Origin of the sequence: Exiguobacterium abrahamii (genome assembly GCF_015645365.1) — a bacterium.
Taxonomy (GTDB): Bacteria; Bacillota; Bacilli; order Exiguobacteriales; family Exiguobacteriaceae; genus Exiguobacterium_A; species Exiguobacterium_A abrahamii.
This window is the reverse complement of the sequence record NZ_JADOYC010000001.1, coordinates 1,654,789-1,668,178: the sequence shown is the minus strand read 5'-3', so window position 1 is coordinate 1,668,178 and position 13,390 is coordinate 1,654,789. Positions and strand designations below refer to the sequence as shown.

The 13,390-nt window shown below is 48.3% G+C and carries 18 protein-coding genes and 1 riboswitch; of the genes, 16 read left to right on the top strand and 2 right to left on the bottom strand.

Annotated elements, in window-relative coordinates; translation table 11 throughout:
* Positions 1 to 324: 324 nt before the first annotated feature.
* The 8 genes from ITJ88_RS08680 to ITJ88_RS08645 all read left to right on the top strand — a co-directional run bounded on the left by ITJ88_RS08680 (position 325) and on the right by ITJ88_RS08645 (position 5,449).
* Positions 325 to 786, top strand: coding sequence for an NUDIX hydrolase (locus ITJ88_RS08680; RefSeq protein ID WP_195865379.1), 462 nt, complete (start codon positions 325 to 327; stop codon positions 784 to 786).
* 86 nt (positions 787 to 872) lie between these two features.
* Positions 873 to 1,748, top strand: coding sequence for an SDR family oxidoreductase (locus ITJ88_RS08675; RefSeq protein ID WP_195865378.1), 876 nt, complete (start codon positions 873 to 875; stop codon positions 1,746 to 1,748).
* Between the two features lie 14 nt (positions 1,749 to 1,762).
* Positions 1,763 to 1,951 carry a hypothetical protein gene (locus ITJ88_RS08670; RefSeq protein WP_029341324.1) on the top strand — a complete coding sequence of 63 codons (189 nt, stop codon included), beginning with the start codon at positions 1,763 to 1,765 and terminating at the stop codon, positions 1,949 to 1,951.
* Positions 1,952 to 2,105: 154 nt separating this feature from the next.
* Positions 2,106 to 2,486, top strand: coding sequence for a GntR family transcriptional regulator (locus tag ITJ88_RS08665; RefSeq protein WP_023467846.1), 381 nt, complete (start codon positions 2,106 to 2,108; stop codon positions 2,484 to 2,486).
* On the top strand, positions 2,479 to 3,156 hold the full coding sequence (locus ITJ88_RS08660; RefSeq protein ID WP_195865377.1) for an ATP-binding cassette domain-containing protein: 678 nt from the start codon (positions 2,479 to 2,481) through the stop codon (positions 3,154 to 3,156). The genes ITJ88_RS08665 and ITJ88_RS08660 overlap by 8 nt, the downstream gene beginning before the upstream one ends.
* The gene (locus ITJ88_RS08655; protein WP_195865376.1) at positions 3,153 to 3,968 is read left to right on the top strand and encodes a hypothetical protein; all 816 of its coding nucleotides are present in this window, start codon (positions 3,153 to 3,155) and stop codon (positions 3,966 to 3,968) included. The genes ITJ88_RS08660 and ITJ88_RS08655 overlap by 4 nt, the downstream gene beginning before the upstream one ends.
* A gap of 10 nt (positions 3,969 to 3,978) precedes the next feature.
* The gene (locus tag ITJ88_RS08650; protein WP_195865375.1) at positions 3,979 to 5,073 is read left to right on the top strand and encodes a hypothetical protein; all 1,095 of its coding nucleotides are present in this window, start codon (positions 3,979 to 3,981) and stop codon (positions 5,071 to 5,073) included.
* A gap of 82 nt (positions 5,074 to 5,155) precedes the next feature.
* Positions 5,156 to 5,449: a hypothetical protein gene (locus tag ITJ88_RS08645; protein ID WP_195865374.1), complete on the top strand. Its 294-nt coding sequence runs from the start codon at positions 5,156 to 5,158 to the stop codon at positions 5,447 to 5,449.
* 26 nt (positions 5,450 to 5,475) lie between these two features.
* Here ITJ88_RS08645 and ITJ88_RS08640 read toward each other — a convergent pair whose 3' ends face one another.
* Positions 5,476 to 5,964 (bottom strand): DoxX family membrane protein, encoded by a 489-nt coding sequence (locus ITJ88_RS08640; RefSeq protein WP_195865373.1) that lies wholly within the window; start codon positions 5,962 to 5,964, stop codon positions 5,476 to 5,478.
* 129 nt (positions 5,965 to 6,093) lie between these two features.
* Positions 6,094 to 7,278: an MFS transporter gene (locus ITJ88_RS08635; RefSeq protein ID WP_195865372.1), complete on the bottom strand. Its 1,185-nt coding sequence runs from the start codon at positions 7,276 to 7,278 to the stop codon at positions 6,094 to 6,096.
* Between the two features lie 190 nt (positions 7,279 to 7,468).
* On the opposite strand from ITJ88_RS08635, the gene ITJ88_RS08630 reads away from it, so the two are divergent.
* The 8 genes from ITJ88_RS08630 to ITJ88_RS08595 all read left to right on the top strand — a co-directional run bounded on the left by ITJ88_RS08630 (position 7,469) and on the right by ITJ88_RS08595 (position 13,333).
* Positions 7,469 to 7,894, top strand: coding sequence for an OsmC family protein (locus ITJ88_RS08630; RefSeq protein WP_023467853.1), 426 nt, complete (start codon positions 7,469 to 7,471; stop codon positions 7,892 to 7,894).
* Entirely contained in the window at positions 7,891 to 9,111 is a 1,221-nt protein-coding gene (gene nagZ, locus ITJ88_RS08625) for a beta-N-acetylhexosaminidase (RefSeq protein WP_195865371.1), read from the top strand. Before ITJ88_RS08630 ends, nagZ begins: the two co-directional genes overlap by 4 nt.
* A gap of 56 nt (positions 9,112 to 9,167) precedes the next feature.
* Positions 9,168 to 9,270: riboswitch (TPP riboswitch) on the top strand.
* Between the two features lie 82 nt (positions 9,271 to 9,352).
* A complete protein-coding gene (locus ITJ88_RS08620; RefSeq protein ID WP_195865370.1) occupies positions 9,353 to 9,946 on the top strand; it encodes a thiamine phosphate synthase in 594 nt (197 codons plus the stop codon).
* Positions 9,943 to 10,887, top strand: a complete 945-nt coding sequence (locus ITJ88_RS08615) for an FAD-dependent oxidoreductase (RefSeq protein ID WP_195865369.1) — start codon at positions 9,943 to 9,945, stop codon at positions 10,885 to 10,887. The genes ITJ88_RS08620 and ITJ88_RS08615 overlap by 4 nt, the downstream gene beginning before the upstream one ends.
* Positions 10,884 to 11,084: a sulfur carrier protein ThiS gene (thiS, locus tag ITJ88_RS08610; RefSeq protein ID WP_195865368.1), complete on the top strand. Its 201-nt coding sequence runs from the start codon at positions 10,884 to 10,886 to the stop codon at positions 11,082 to 11,084. Before ITJ88_RS08615 ends, thiS begins: the two co-directional genes overlap by 4 nt.
* Positions 11,085 to 11,086: 2 nt before the next feature.
* Entirely contained in the window at positions 11,087 to 11,851 is a 765-nt protein-coding gene (locus ITJ88_RS08605) for a thiazole synthase (RefSeq protein WP_195865367.1), read from the top strand.
* Positions 11,848 to 12,855: a ThiF family adenylyltransferase gene (locus ITJ88_RS08600; RefSeq protein WP_195865366.1), complete on the top strand. Its 1,008-nt coding sequence runs from the start codon at positions 11,848 to 11,850 to the stop codon at positions 12,853 to 12,855. The genes ITJ88_RS08605 and ITJ88_RS08600 overlap by 4 nt, the downstream gene beginning before the upstream one ends.
* Positions 12,856 to 12,976: 121 nt before the next feature.
* Positions 12,977 to 13,333 carry a hypothetical protein gene (locus tag ITJ88_RS08595; RefSeq protein ID WP_195865365.1) on the top strand — a complete coding sequence of 119 codons (357 nt, stop codon included), beginning with the start codon at positions 12,977 to 12,979 and terminating at the stop codon, positions 13,331 to 13,333.
* The last annotated feature ends 57 nt before the right edge of the window (positions 13,334 to 13,390 follow it).

The window sequence follows — 13,390 nt, the reverse complement described above, 5'->3', positions numbered from 1 at the left end:
TGTTCCTCCTAAGTTGAATATCTTGTGTTGTCGTCGGAATGACATCTATAGAAGTGGATGCGTTTAGTGTGTATTGAAGTGAGCGATGCGGTCATTTGACTAACGAGAGTATAGCATTCAAACATCAGACGGTTGTGTTTCAATTTGATTGCTTAAATATATTCTAATAACAATTGCTGTAATATTGAATACATATTCAATCTCAAAATCCCTTAAAATCAAGATGAATCCGTGTTACAACGAGATGAATTTGATGACAAAACGCAATCGTGGGAAATGATGAGAAAGTATGGGACTCCAATTAAGAAGAGAGTAGGTAATGGAATGGACTTAACGTTTACAGTAAATCAAAAAAAGCTTAACATTCGCGCAGTGGCGCTGTTGATTCAAGATGGACATCTTTTGATTCATCGTCAAGGAGAAGATGATTTTTGGTCATTACCGGGAGGACGCGTCCAGTTCGGTGAGAGTGGTGCCAAAGCGATTGCACGTGAATTGGTAGAAGAACTAGGTCAGTTGATCGAGCCACCGCTCTTCCGTTTCCTCCATGAAAATTTCTTTGAGTACGCTGATCACCAGTTTCATGAACTAGGAATGTTTTATGAAGTCGTTTGCCAAGAGCCAATGCCACTTTCGACGGAAGACTTTTACGGTCCAGAAGGCGACGGATTGACGTATCGCTTCGTTCCGTTCGACAAACTGGATCAGTATACATTGTATCCAAGTGAACTCGCGCATATGCTGCAGACGAATTTCTTCCCAACTTTACTGACGAATGACATCTGACTTTTCCGAAAAAACGTTTATAGATGTATCGCAAGGGAATCGTTGAATATGTAGTTCATTACGTTAGCTAAGGGAGCTGACCGTTCATGAGAGAAGAGCAGTTCGAAGCGATGCATCAAGAAGCGCGAGGGCAGACGCAGGAGCGACAGCCGGGAATCGAGTACGTCATGAAACCGGAGCCGATCTACGATGATCCAGATTATGTCGGTTCAGGTAAGTTAAAAGGGAAAGTCGCTTTGATTACCGGTGGGGATAGTGGAATCGGGCGTGCTGTTGCAGTCGCTTTCGCAAAAGAAGGGGCGAATGTCGCGATCGTATACTTAAATGAGGGGAAAGACGCTGAAAAAACGGTGGCAACCATCGAATCATACGGCGTCAAAGCATTAAAGATCGCGAAAGATATTAGTCGACCGGAACACGCACAACCAATCATTGATCGGGTTATCGCTGAGTTCGGCCAATTGAATATTCTCGTCAATAATGCCGGCAAGCAGTTTCCGCAAGATGACTTTCTAGCCATCACACCAGATCAACTCCGAGAAACGTTCGAGACGAATGTGTTCTCGATTGTCTATCTGACGCAAGCAGCGTTACCGCATCTAAAAAAAGAGGACACGATCATCAATACCTCGTCCGTGACAGCATATGCCGGTGCACCAACGTTGATCGATTATTCGGCGACGAAGGGAGCAATCGCGACACTGACGCGTTCGCTTGCATCAAGCTTGATCAAACAAGGGATTCGCGTCAATGCCGTTGCACCGGGTCCAATTTGGACACCACTCATTCCAGCGACGTTCACGAAGGAAAAAGTGGAGGCACATGGGGAAAATACATTAATGAAACGCCGGGGACAGCCGTCGGAGAATGCAGCGGCTTATGTCTATCTCGCCTCCCGCGATTCGAGTTACGTCACGGGTCAGACGATTCATATCAACGGCGGCGACTACATCACGTCTTAAGGGGGGAGATCAAGATGAAGAAAAATCCGAATGAAGTGCCTGAACGCGAACCAGATCATCAACCGGACGAGATACCGCAGACACCACCGAGCGAGGTGCCAGATACGCCACAGGAAGACCCGGTCCGTCAGCCGGAACCGGATACGTTCCCAGAACCGACCGAGATTCCGGATACACCGCAGGAGGATCCGAATCCCTATTAATCAATTCATCGAAGCCGTCATCCAATGCAGGATGGCGGTTTTTGCGTGACTAATGAAAAAAACCATCTTGACAGTCAAACTGTATGGTGAGTATGATACAGAAGAGAAGTGTATTATTGTTTTAATACATTAAACAGGAAAGGGAGGTCTACCGATGCAGTTCGACCAAAGAAGCCCGGTGTACCTGCAGGTCGTCCGTTGGTTCAAACAACGAATCGCGACTGAGGAATTGCAAAGCGGGCAAGAGATCCCGTCCCGCCGCGAAATCGCCGCACAGCTCGGAATTAATCCGAATACCGCACAAAAAGCATATAAAGAGATGGAGGAGCAGCAATTGATTACGACAGAACGGAATGTCCCGAGTAAGATTACCCGCGATCCACAAGTTGTCCAAAAAGTACGGGCTGAGATGTTGGAAGAAGCCGTCTCTGAATTCATCGATGCCGTCAAGGCAATTCAAATCCCACTCGATGAGGTCGTCTCGAAGGTCGAGACGGTCTATCAGGAAACGGAACGGAGGAAGATCGATGCTTGAAGTCCATGGCTTACAAAAGAAGTACGGGAAAAAACCGGTTCTTCAAGGCGTCTCGTTCTCGGTTCAGATGGATCAATTGACGTGCCTGATCGGTTTAAACGGTGAGGGGAAATCGACGATCCTGAAGGCAATCGCAGGTCTCGTCCCGGTCAACGCGGGAACGGTTCTCGTCGATGGCGAGGTCAACCGAAACAAGATTGCCTTCGTTCCGGATATCCAGACGATGCCCGGTTACATGACGGTCGGTGATGCGCTGACGTATATGGCGGATTATTACTCCGACTGGAACCAGGCGACAGCGGATGAGCTGATGCGGATCTTCCAGCTGTTATCGACAGATAAGATCACGGACTTATCAAAAGGAAACCAAGCGAAGGTCAGTTTGATTCTTGGTTTTGCGCTCGATCGTCCGTACTTACTACTCGACGAACCATTCGCTGGGATCGATCTGTTTACGAAAGAACAGATCGCAGGACTATTCTCGAGTCACTTCATGGAAGGACGCGGTATCCTGATGACGACACACGAAATTCAGGAAATCGAGCATTTGATCGACCGGGTCGTCTTCTTACAGGACGGTCGGATCATCGATGAACATGAGACGGAAGAGATGCGGGAACTGTACGGGAAATCGGTCCAGGACCGGATGCGGGAGGTCTATCAGCGATGAAACAATACATACAATTGGCGAACGAAGAGATTAAGCGGAGTTTTAAGATATATGTAATTGCGGTCCTTGTGATGGCTGCGATTGAGCTGGTGTCGGTTGTTGTAAAAGTCAAACTACATGAGCGCAGAATTGAAGATTACTTGAAGTCAAATACAGCTACATTGTATGAAGCATTCAATGATATTGGGAAAATAACATTTGTGGATGCTGCTTCATTATTTAGTTATATTACAATGATTGGCATGGTGTTAGTCCTAATTTATACTCTCCAGATTTGGTACCGGGATTGGATTGGTGAAACAAAGTATATCTATCGTTTATTAATGCTTCCGGGAAATCGTGCAAGTATTTTCTTCTCGAAATTGACAACGGTTTTTTTAATCATCATGAGTTTTCTAGGTATCCAGTGGTGTTTGATTCAATTCGGAAATCAATTATTTAATTGGTTGGTTCGAGAAGATTACAAGGACATAAGTAACTTACGTTCTATAGGGAGTACGTTAGGTGAACTATTTTCGCTGAATTTGACGAATTTATTCATCATTCTTGCGGTAGCGTTGTTTATCGTAAGCTTTATGTTTTTGCTTGTCTTAATTGAACGCTCCTATCGTAAATGGAGTGGATTCATTCGAGTGGGAGTCGAGATTTTCATCATAGTCATTTGTTCAGTATCGAGTATATATTTTCTAGAGCAGACTAAGCTGTTATTGAACTCAGAAAAGGCGTATGTATTGACAGGCTTGTTTGTTCTCTATTTTGCTTATGTCATTTGGAGAAGCCTTCGTTTATTAAAATGGAAAATTGCTGTTTAAGGAGGACACTATGCGTTCAATAAAATATGTATTACTTTTAGGCGTCATCTGTATCGTGTCTTTAGGGTTCTATGTTGGACAGGTACTTTCATTCGATAAAATAAAATTCGTTGTCGACACAAAAAAAGGCGATCCAAATGAAGAAGTTGTTCAGAAAATGGAGGTTCGTCTCAGTGAATGGGGACAAAACCCGAATGAATACGGTATTTCGATGAATGGAAACGTTAGGCAATACAGCAAATCAAAACTTTCATTCATTTTCAGTGATGAATCTAGTTGGAGTGATGCCCCACGATCGTTCCAACAATTTATTTGGAAAAACAATACCTATTTTTTTACTAAAGATTCGGTTACATATGGTCTTAATAAGTTGAACAATGAGGAGCTGGAATTGAAGTATTGGAATGCTTTGGATAACAAATTGACAAGTATGACAATTAAATTGCCGGCAACTCAAATGAAGGAAAAATTACGTTTTTCTCCGTTTCAACGAACATCGGACATGTTATTGATTGATTCTACTACTCTTAGTAAACAAATTGAAAGAGAACATATCTATCAAATCGATTTAAAAAAGAAATCGATGACAAAAATCAAATTACCTGACCGTCTAGGAAAAGGGGATGCGATTCGTTCATTTTATGATGGAAAAATGATTGTTGATCAAGAAAGAGAATTAGAATCTCCTGATCATTTTTTGACCGAGACTGTCGTAAAAGATGGCAAGCAGACGAAAACACTAAAAGAATTCGATAAAGTCTACGCATCATATGTCATAAACGATGGAAAATACATCATAGGTCTTGAAGATTCTATTGAAGAACCATCGGATGAGAAAAAACTAGAATGGAAAGTCTACGATCTCGAATCGAACCAGTTATCCGCCAAATCGATTCAGTTTGATTCGATAGCATCAGATGAGGACTTTGGGTATACAAACATCAGTGTAGGTCATGATCACATCTATTTCGCTTATAAGACGAAAAAGGATGAAGTAAAATCAGTCGTAATTGATCCGCTGACATCTGAGATTATTTACGAAGCTAATATTCAGAAACAAGGTTCGAAAAATAACATTTATCTAAACGAAGTCGTAACAAATTAATAAAATTAACTAATTTCCACTCTTAATTTGAAACCTCCCGTTTTCTTCCAACGTATAAAGACTATACAAAGGGGGAACTCACATGCAATTCTTGATTTTTGTCGTCTTCGCAGGTGCTATGTATTGGTTCTACTACAATTTCTTACTCGGGTATCGTAAGAAGAACATTACGTTGACGTTCGACGATCGGTTTTATTCACTCGACGAACATGTCGCAGCGATCGAACAAAAGCTCGCAACGGATGGGCATTCGGCACGTTATCTCGGTGACCGTCGCTTTGAAGTTGATGGTAAACCTTACCTATTCCTTGAACGGACGGTCTCAGTCGGCGGGACCCCGACACAACAGACGATTCTTGAGCAACAAAAAAAATAACTCTCCCCGTGCGGGAGAGTTTTTTGTTAGACCGGAATCCGGTCGAGGGGATGCGGTTGCTGCGACGAACGATACCAGCGGATGATCCAGTGATCGATGCCGATTTGATACGCAAAGCGTCCTGCAGCCAGTAAGGCGATTGACGCTGTTAAGAACACGGGGTTCAAGGCAATCGTCCCAGCAAGTAAGTAATTGAGATTCATGATGCTTCCGACAACGAGTGCAGGAACCGTCAACAGACTAAGAATCAACAGGATCCCGACGACGAGTTCCGCGAACGGAATCAAGGCGTTGATCAGCCCGACATTCGGTAAGGCGAGTTGCTCGATCCACGTCGCATACCAGGAACTGACGAGTGCGTCTTCGCCAGTTGACTTCGCGAGCGCTCCTTCGAGAAACGGTTTTGCATCAAAGCCATTGATGTACTTACCGATTCCAGCGATGAACCACTGGATTCCGAGCCAGAGTCGGATGATCGTCAACAGACCGAGACCGATGATGTGTAATGCTTTCACTTTTTCAGACACTCCTCTACTACAACATAGTCCCCATCATACTGAAAAATCATCAGCGAGATGGGGACTATCATCGAACCGTCATCGAACCGTCATCGACCTGTTACAAAAAAGGATAAGGTAACGGTTTCATGACCGTTGATCGAGGCGATGACTGATTGTAGTTAACAAAGCAGCAACGAGCGCGACCAGTCCACCGACGAGTGCCGTGTTCATCATCGGACCGTTCGCATAGACGATGCCACCGAGTGCCGAACCAAAAGCAATCCCGACGTTACTCGCAACCGGCATCAATGAAGCAGCGAGTCCTTTTGCTTCTGGATTGAACTTTTCAGCGAGGTCAATCAAGTAGATTTGTGTCGAAGTCGTCAGTAAAATCGACATCAACGACATCAAGGCGATGTTGAACAGACCAAGCGGAAGGGATGCTGTCGTGAAGTATAACGCAGCGAGAACGATCGCTTGCACGACGAAGACGAACCGTAAGCGTCCCATCGGATTTTTGCTGGCAATCTTACCGGCAAGGATGTTACTAAAGATCGAGACGACGCCGTAAGCGAGCAGGATCGGACTGATCCACGTTTTCGCGATGCCGAGTTCTGTTTGCAGGATCGGCACGAGGTATGTGTAGACGACGTAGGTTGCCCCGAATCCAAATGACGGAATAAAGAAGGCGATCAGGATTCGCGGATTAGCGAGCAGTCCAAGCTGCTCCTTGATTGAACCGGAACCCGTCGATTGCTGGACTGGAACGACCTTCCATACAGCGAGGAACGCGATCAATCCCATGACTGTCGTTAGCCAGAACGTAGCTTCGAAGCCAGCGTGTTGACCGATGAACGTTCCGATCGGGACACCGAGGACGTTGGCAAGTGTAAAACCACCGAAAATGAATGAGACGGCGACACCGCGCTTCGCGACAGGTACACCGTCACTGGCGACGACCATTGCGAGCGAGATCAAGACACCGGTCAGGATCGCTGTCAGAATACGGGTGGCAAGCAATACTTCGTAACTTGGAGCACAACTACTGGCAAGGTTCAGTAAGACCCAGGCGAGTAAGAGACGTAGGATCAGGCGACGCCGTTCCAGGTGACCGGTCAGCGACATGACGATCGGTGTACCGATTGCAAAGGAGATGGCAAAGGCTGAAACGAGCGTACCGGCTGTTGCGATCGTGATATCAAGGGCTGAGGAGATTTCAGCGAGGATCCCGACGATGACGAATTCGCTTGTTCCGAGAACGAACGTCAGGAGCGACAACGTGGCGATCAAGAGCCAATCGCGTCGACTTAAACGAGTAGTAGGTGACATGGATGATTCCTCAATTCTAGCGCTTGCGCGCGAAACTATGAGTAACAGGATAGCATGAAACGATTTCGTCGGGTATCGCAAAGCGAGATTTCGGGAAAAGAACCATTATTCGAAATAGCGTGTGAATTTCCAGGCTTGCTGTTTTTTGCGTATACTACAGAAGAAGACTACTTACAAAGGAGTGGAAACGATGCAAGCGACAGTGACATGGAACAAACAGATGGGGTTTAGTGGACAGACGGAATCAGGGCATCATCTGGCGATGGATGCAGCACCAGAGAACGGTGGCGAAAATCAAGCGCCGCGACCGACTGAACTACTGCTACATGCCGTTGCCGGCTGTACCGGAATTGATATCGTTTCAATCTTAGAGAAGATGCGCTTGACGATCACCCATTTCGAAATGGATATCGAAGGAGAACGGGCAGAGGACCATCCGCGGCGTTTTACGTCAATCTCGATTCATTACCGGCTCGAAGGTGATCTCCCGGAAGATAAGGTCCGTCGCGCCATCTCGTTATCAAAGGATAAATATTGTTCGGTCTCGCAATCCCTGAACGCTGAGATTTCCGTTTATTATTCGATCAATGGTGTGCGGAGCGAGGATCCTTTGTGAAGAAAGCCGTACTGATCGGTTGCCTGTTGCTTGCAGGGTGTGCGCAGGAGACGACGGAACCAACGAAATCATCACAACCGGAAACGAAACAACCGACAGAAGAAAAGAAGCCGAAGCCTGAGCCGACGAAAGAAGAACGACAACAAGCAAAACTAAAGCAACAATTGGCAGCGATGTCGACGTCAGAAAAAATCGATCAACTGCTCTATATCGGAGTCGCCGGCACGGAACTTTCAGCAGCTGACCGAAAATTATTACAGACGCATGCGATTGGCGGGGTCTTACTGCTCGGCGGAAACATCACGTCAGAAGAACAACTCTTGACGTTCACACGTGCGATTCAAGAGACGGATCAAAAACCGTATGCGTTTGTTGGGATCGATGAAGAAGGCGGACGGGTCAGCCGGGTACCGGATCAACGATTACGTCTACCGACGAGTCAACGGATAGCGCAAGGAGCAGATGATGCGAAAATGGAAGATGTCGGACGTACGCTCGGTCATTTGTCACGATTTTATGGCTTCAACATGGACTTCGCACCGGTCCTAGACGTCAACAGTAATCCGAACAATCCGATCATCGGCGACCGTGCGTTCAGTGCTGATTCGAAGACCGTCGCGACGCTTGGTACGGCCCTGATGCACGGGATGCAGGAGACGGGAACGATTCCGGTCGTCAAACATTTTCCCGGTCACGGCAATACGAGTGTCGATTCCCATGTCGGGCTACCGAAAGTGATGGCATCAAAGGAAGAATTGAAGCGGACGGAACTGTTACCGTTTAAAGAAGCGATTCAAGAGGGCGCCGAGATGGTGATGGTTGCCCATATTCTCTATCCCGCGTATGACGATACGAATCCATCCTCGCTCTCAAAGCCGATCTTGACTGACCTTTTGCGTCAGCAACTCGGATTCAACGGTGTCATCATCACGGATGATCTCGTCATGGGAGCGATCACGAAACAATATGGTCTCGCGGAAGCGGCACGTCAGTCGCTCGTCAACGGAGCTGATATGGCAATGTTTTCAGAGGCAGGTGCTTACACAAAGGTCCATGCCGAAGTGATGCAAGCCGTCAAAGACAAAACGCTGACGCCGGAGATGCTCGACGCTAAAGTAATGCGCATCCTGAAGCTAAAGCAGACGTATGCCGACAGCCAAGAGCAACAGCGACCGACGAAATCGGAGCTGATTCAGCAAGTGGAAGCGCTCAACTAGGACTAGCGAAGCAAAGCGACTCATGCTAGACTAATGGGGCAAGCCAATTAAACACGAAAAGACACTAGGGGAGTCTCCCAGCAGACTGAGACGGAAGTATCCGGACCCTTTGAACCTGATCTAGTTCGTACTAGCGGAGGGAAGTGGCTCGAAACCTTAGATATCCTTAGCGCTTCAGCGCATTTTCGGACCACTCCCTTCAACATCGGGAGTGGTCCTTTTTCGTATGGAAAGGAAGAACATGATGCGTTTACATCTGATTTCGACGGGATCCATTCATCCGCTTGACGGAATAAAGACCTTTCACTCCCTTCAACCTTATACGGATCAGCTGCATCTACGAGAACCGAACTTGTCGGCAGCAGAATTGCTTGATCTAATCGACGCGCTCCTTGTGCATGGTTATTCGCCTGAGCAGTTAACGGTTCATGACCGGGTCGACGTCGCCCATGTCGCAGGCATCGGTGTGCAGTTGACGCGACGGTCCTTGCGTGTCCGCGATGTCCGACGTCATTTTCCGAATCTCGTCATCGGGAAATCGGTCCATTCACTAGCAGAGGCACTGGCAGCAGAAGCGGAAGGAGCCGACCGCCTGCTGTACGGTCATATTTATCCGACAGCGTCGAAGCCGAATGTGCCGCCACGGGGAATCGACGCCTTGAAGCAAGTCGTCACCTTCACGACGAAACCGGTCATTGCGATCGGCGGAATCACACCAGAACGCTTGCCTGAAATCTCAGCGACCGGTGCAACCGGAATCGCTGTCTTATCGGGTATTCTCGGTCAATCGGATCCACTCGCCGCCATTCTAAGTTACCAGGGGGTTCGCGTATGACGGATCACATCATCATCGGCGGCGGAGTCATCGGGTTGACGCTTGCTTACGGTCTCGCCTGTCAGAATGAATCCGTCGTCGTCTTAGAACGCGGAACATGCGGACAAGGAACGAGCCGCGCAGCTGCCGGGATGCTTGCGACGGACATCGAGCTGAGAGCGGAATTGCATTTACTTGCCGCACGTAGTCGTCGTCTGTATCCGCTGCTTGCACGTCGTCTCGAGCGAGAGACTGGCATCGATTGTGGGTACCGGGAACAACCGTTTTTGTTAAAACGTAAAGGACGCGAGCATCTGTTTCCAGCGGTCGGTCAAATCGATCCACGACGACTGACGACTGCATTGATATATGCCTTACGAAAGCGTGGGGTACCAATCGAAGAACAAGTGGAGGTCACACGTATCGAAGAGAACGATGACTTCATCAGGATCGAATCGAATGCGGGAATCTGGACCGGACGAACAGTGACGGTCGCTGCCGGACGCGGGTCGCAAGCCTTGCTCGATACAGCTGGTATTTCGATCGCGACATATGGGGTCAAAGGGGAATGTCTCGCCGTCCGTCTCGCGGGTCAGCCGTTACGCTCGATCCTGTTTGACGACGCTGTCTACCTTGTGCCAAAAGCAGACGGACGAATTTTGATCGGTGCGACCGAACTGCCGTACGACGAGACGGTCGGTGTCAGTGTCGCTGGGATCACGTCATTGCTTCAAGCAGCAGAACGACTGTATCCACCGATTCGTGACGCGGTCATCGAAGAAGTCTGGTCCGGTGTACGACCACAAACGGCGTCAGGCTTGCCATATATCGGAGTCGCCGATTCATCCCGTCGGATCTTCATGGCGACAGGGCATCATCGGCATGGCATATTACTCGCACCGGCGACAGCGGAAGTCTTGGTAAATACATTACGGTTGATTCAGAAGGAGGAAGTCCGATGAACATTACGATTAACGGCAATGACCACACGATCGAACAGATTCAAACGATCGAGGACATGCTCACGCAACTCGGCTTAGGGGAAAAGCTCGTCATCGTCGAACAGAATCGACAAATCATCGATCGCATGGCGTACGGTCAGACGGTCGTTCGAGACAACGACACATTTGAAATCGTTCATTTCGTAGGAGGAGGATAAACATGCTGAAAATTGGAGAAAAGACATTTGAATCACGGTTATTACTCGGAACGGGGAAATATACGGACGCTACGGTACAGCAGGAAGCAATCGATGCGTCCGCCTCAAAAATCTTGACGTTCGCCGTCCGTCGGCTCGATATTTTTGATAAACAACAAGCGAACTTCCTCGAGTCGCTTGATTTAACAAAGTATGATTTACTACCGAACACGGCCGGTGCGAAGACGGCAGAGGAAGCCGTACGGTTGGCGAAGCTTGCGCGGGCATCCGGTATGTGCGACATGGTTAAGGTCGAAGTGATCGGTTGCGACAAGACGTTACTACCTGATCCGATCGAGACGTTACGGGCTTCTGAAGAATTACTTAAAGAAGGTTTCATCGTCTTACCGTATACGTCGGACGATGTCGTCCTTGCACGGCGACTCGAAGAACTCGGTTGTCACGCCATCATGCCGGCAGCGTCACCGATCGGTTCCGGGCAAGGCATTCTCAACCCACTTCATCTACGATTCATCATCGAGCAGACGACGGTGCCGGTCATCGTCGACGCCGGGATCGGTTCACCGACCGACGTCGCCTATGCGATGGAACTCGGTGCGGATGGTGTCTTATTGAACTCCGCTGTCGCCCATGCTCAAGATCCGGTCAAGATGGCGTACGCCATGCGACTAGCTGTCGAAGCAGGGCGCTTCGGATACGAAGCGGGACGTATCGAGAAGAAACAGTATGCGGTCGCGAGTAGTCCAACGAGTGGATTGATTCGATGAACCGTTACTCACGGCAAACTCGATTTCAACCGATCGGGGAAGCGGGACAAGCACGCTTGGCATCAGCGAAGGTGCTGATCATCGGCATGGGAGCGCTCGGAACGGCGTCGGCAGAGCAACTCGTCCGCGCCGGTGTCGGTGTCGTCCGAATCGTCGACCGTGATTATGTCGAATGGAGTAATTTACAACGACAACAGCTGTATACCGAGGACGATGCGCGTCATATCGTACCAAAAGCGATTGCCGCAAAAGCACGGCTTGAAGCGATTAATTCGACGGTGACGATTGAAGCGCATGTAGTAGACGTCGACCGGTCAGCGCTGACGTGGCTACTCGATGATATCGATCTGATCATCGACGCGACGGACAATTTCGATATTCGCTTGCTGATGAACGACATGGCGTTGATGCGTTCGATTCCGTGGATTTATGGTGGCTGCGTCGGCAGTTATGGGATCACGTTCACCGTCCGTCCCGGGGAGACGCCATGTCTGCATTGTCTGCTCGATCAATTACCGCGAGATCAGGAAACGTGTGATACAGCGGGAATCATCGGGCCAGCTGTACAGATGGTCGCTTCCTTGCAGGTGACAGAAGCGTTGAAGTGGTTGAGCGGACAGACGGACGCCATGCGGACGCGCTTGCTTGCGTTTGATGTCTGGTCGAATACGTTTCAACAAATTAACGTCCAGTCACTGAAGCAAACGGAGTGCCCGTCGTGCGGCATCGAACCGTCCTATCCTTACTTATCGGATCAAACGGTACGTTTCACGGCACTGTGCGGTCGCGATGCCGTTCAAATCCGGGGAGACGGACAGCGGGATCTGGAACAGTTGAAAAATCGTCTTCAGCCGGTCGCAGCGATTTCTGCTCACAATCCATACTTGCTGGCGTTTACGACGGACGAACATCGGATGGTCGCCTTCCGAGATGGACGCGTTCTGATTCATGGCGAGGACGATCTCGTCAAAGCAAAACGACTCTATCATGCCTATTTCGGGTAAACGTTCACAAATCAGTAAACTAATTTTTGATATATGTGTTTTAAATGTTTAAAAAACAGGTAAATAAGACTTCAGACGTAAATCGGTCTACAGGTTTTGAACGTGAAGAGGAGTGATTCAGATGAAACAAGAATTCGATCCAATCAAGGATCAAGCACAGACGGAAGACGCCCAAGCAGTTGTTCAGCAAGCCAACTGGAATCCGGATCGGTACCGGACGAACTTGAACCCATTCTATCTGTCACCTTGTAGTGTCGAACGTAGAGAAGACGTGCATCAGGATGCATCGAACATTCTCGAAGTCGAGACGTCGTCGCCCCTCCAACAACTCTTTGAACACAATCAAGCAACGCATACATCAGAACAATCGGGCAAAAAATTTAAAACAGGCATCGTCGTCGGCGTCGGTGCGATCATCGGCGGATCAGTTTCTGTGATTCGTTCCGTTCAACGCTTTAGAAAACAACGGACGAAATAATACGTTCGTCGTAAGAGTGAAAAAGCAGGAGGCATTCGCCTTCTGCTTTTTGTGTTC

Bases quoted from the DNA above. Each gene is read 5' to 3' on its own strand.
- ITJ88_RS08680 (WP_195865379.1), top strand. From the start codon at position 325: ATGGACTTAACGTTTACAGTAAATCAAAAAAAGCTTAACATTCGCGCA.
- ITJ88_RS08675 (WP_195865378.1), top strand. From the start codon at position 873: ATGAGAGAAGAGCAGTTCGAAGCGATGCATCAAGAAGCGCGAGGGCAG.
- ITJ88_RS08670 (WP_029341324.1), top strand. From the start codon at position 1,763: ATGAAGAAAAATCCGAATGAAGTGCCTGAACGCGAACCAGATCATCAA.
- ITJ88_RS08665 (WP_023467846.1), top strand. From the start codon at position 2,106: ATGCAGTTCGACCAAAGAAGCCCGGTGTACCTGCAGGTCGTCCGTTGG.
- ITJ88_RS08660 (WP_195865377.1), top strand. From the start codon at position 2,479: ATGCTTGAAGTCCATGGCTTACAAAAGAAGTACGGGAAAAAACCGGTT.
- ITJ88_RS08655 (WP_195865376.1), top strand. From the start codon at position 3,153: ATGAAACAATACATACAATTGGCGAACGAAGAGATTAAGCGGAGTTTT.
- ITJ88_RS08650 (WP_195865375.1), top strand. From the start codon at position 3,979: ATGCGTTCAATAAAATATGTATTACTTTTAGGCGTCATCTGTATCGTG.
- ITJ88_RS08645 (WP_195865374.1), top strand. From the start codon at position 5,156: ATGCAATTCTTGATTTTTGTCGTCTTCGCAGGTGCTATGTATTGGTTC.
- ITJ88_RS08635 (WP_195865372.1), bottom strand. From the start codon at position 7,278: ATGTCACCTACTACTCGTTTAAGTCGACGCGATTGGCTCTTGATCGCC.
- ITJ88_RS08630 (WP_023467853.1), top strand. From the start codon at position 7,469: ATGCAAGCGACAGTGACATGGAACAAACAGATGGGGTTTAGTGGACAG.
- ITJ88_RS08620 (WP_195865370.1), top strand. From the start codon at position 9,353: ATGATGCGTTTACATCTGATTTCGACGGGATCCATTCATCCGCTTGAC.
- ITJ88_RS08615 (WP_195865369.1), top strand. From the start codon at position 9,943: ATGACGGATCACATCATCATCGGCGGCGGAGTCATCGGGTTGACGCTT.
- thiS (WP_195865368.1), top strand. From the start codon at position 10,884: ATGAACATTACGATTAACGGCAATGACCACACGATCGAACAGATTCAA.
- ITJ88_RS08605 (WP_195865367.1), top strand. From the start codon at position 11,087: ATGCTGAAAATTGGAGAAAAGACATTTGAATCACGGTTATTACTCGGA.
- ITJ88_RS08600 (WP_195865366.1), top strand. From the start codon at position 11,848: ATGAACCGTTACTCACGGCAAACTCGATTTCAACCGATCGGGGAAGCG.
- ITJ88_RS08595 (WP_195865365.1), top strand. From the start codon at position 12,977: ATGAAACAAGAATTCGATCCAATCAAGGATCAAGCACAGACGGAAGAC.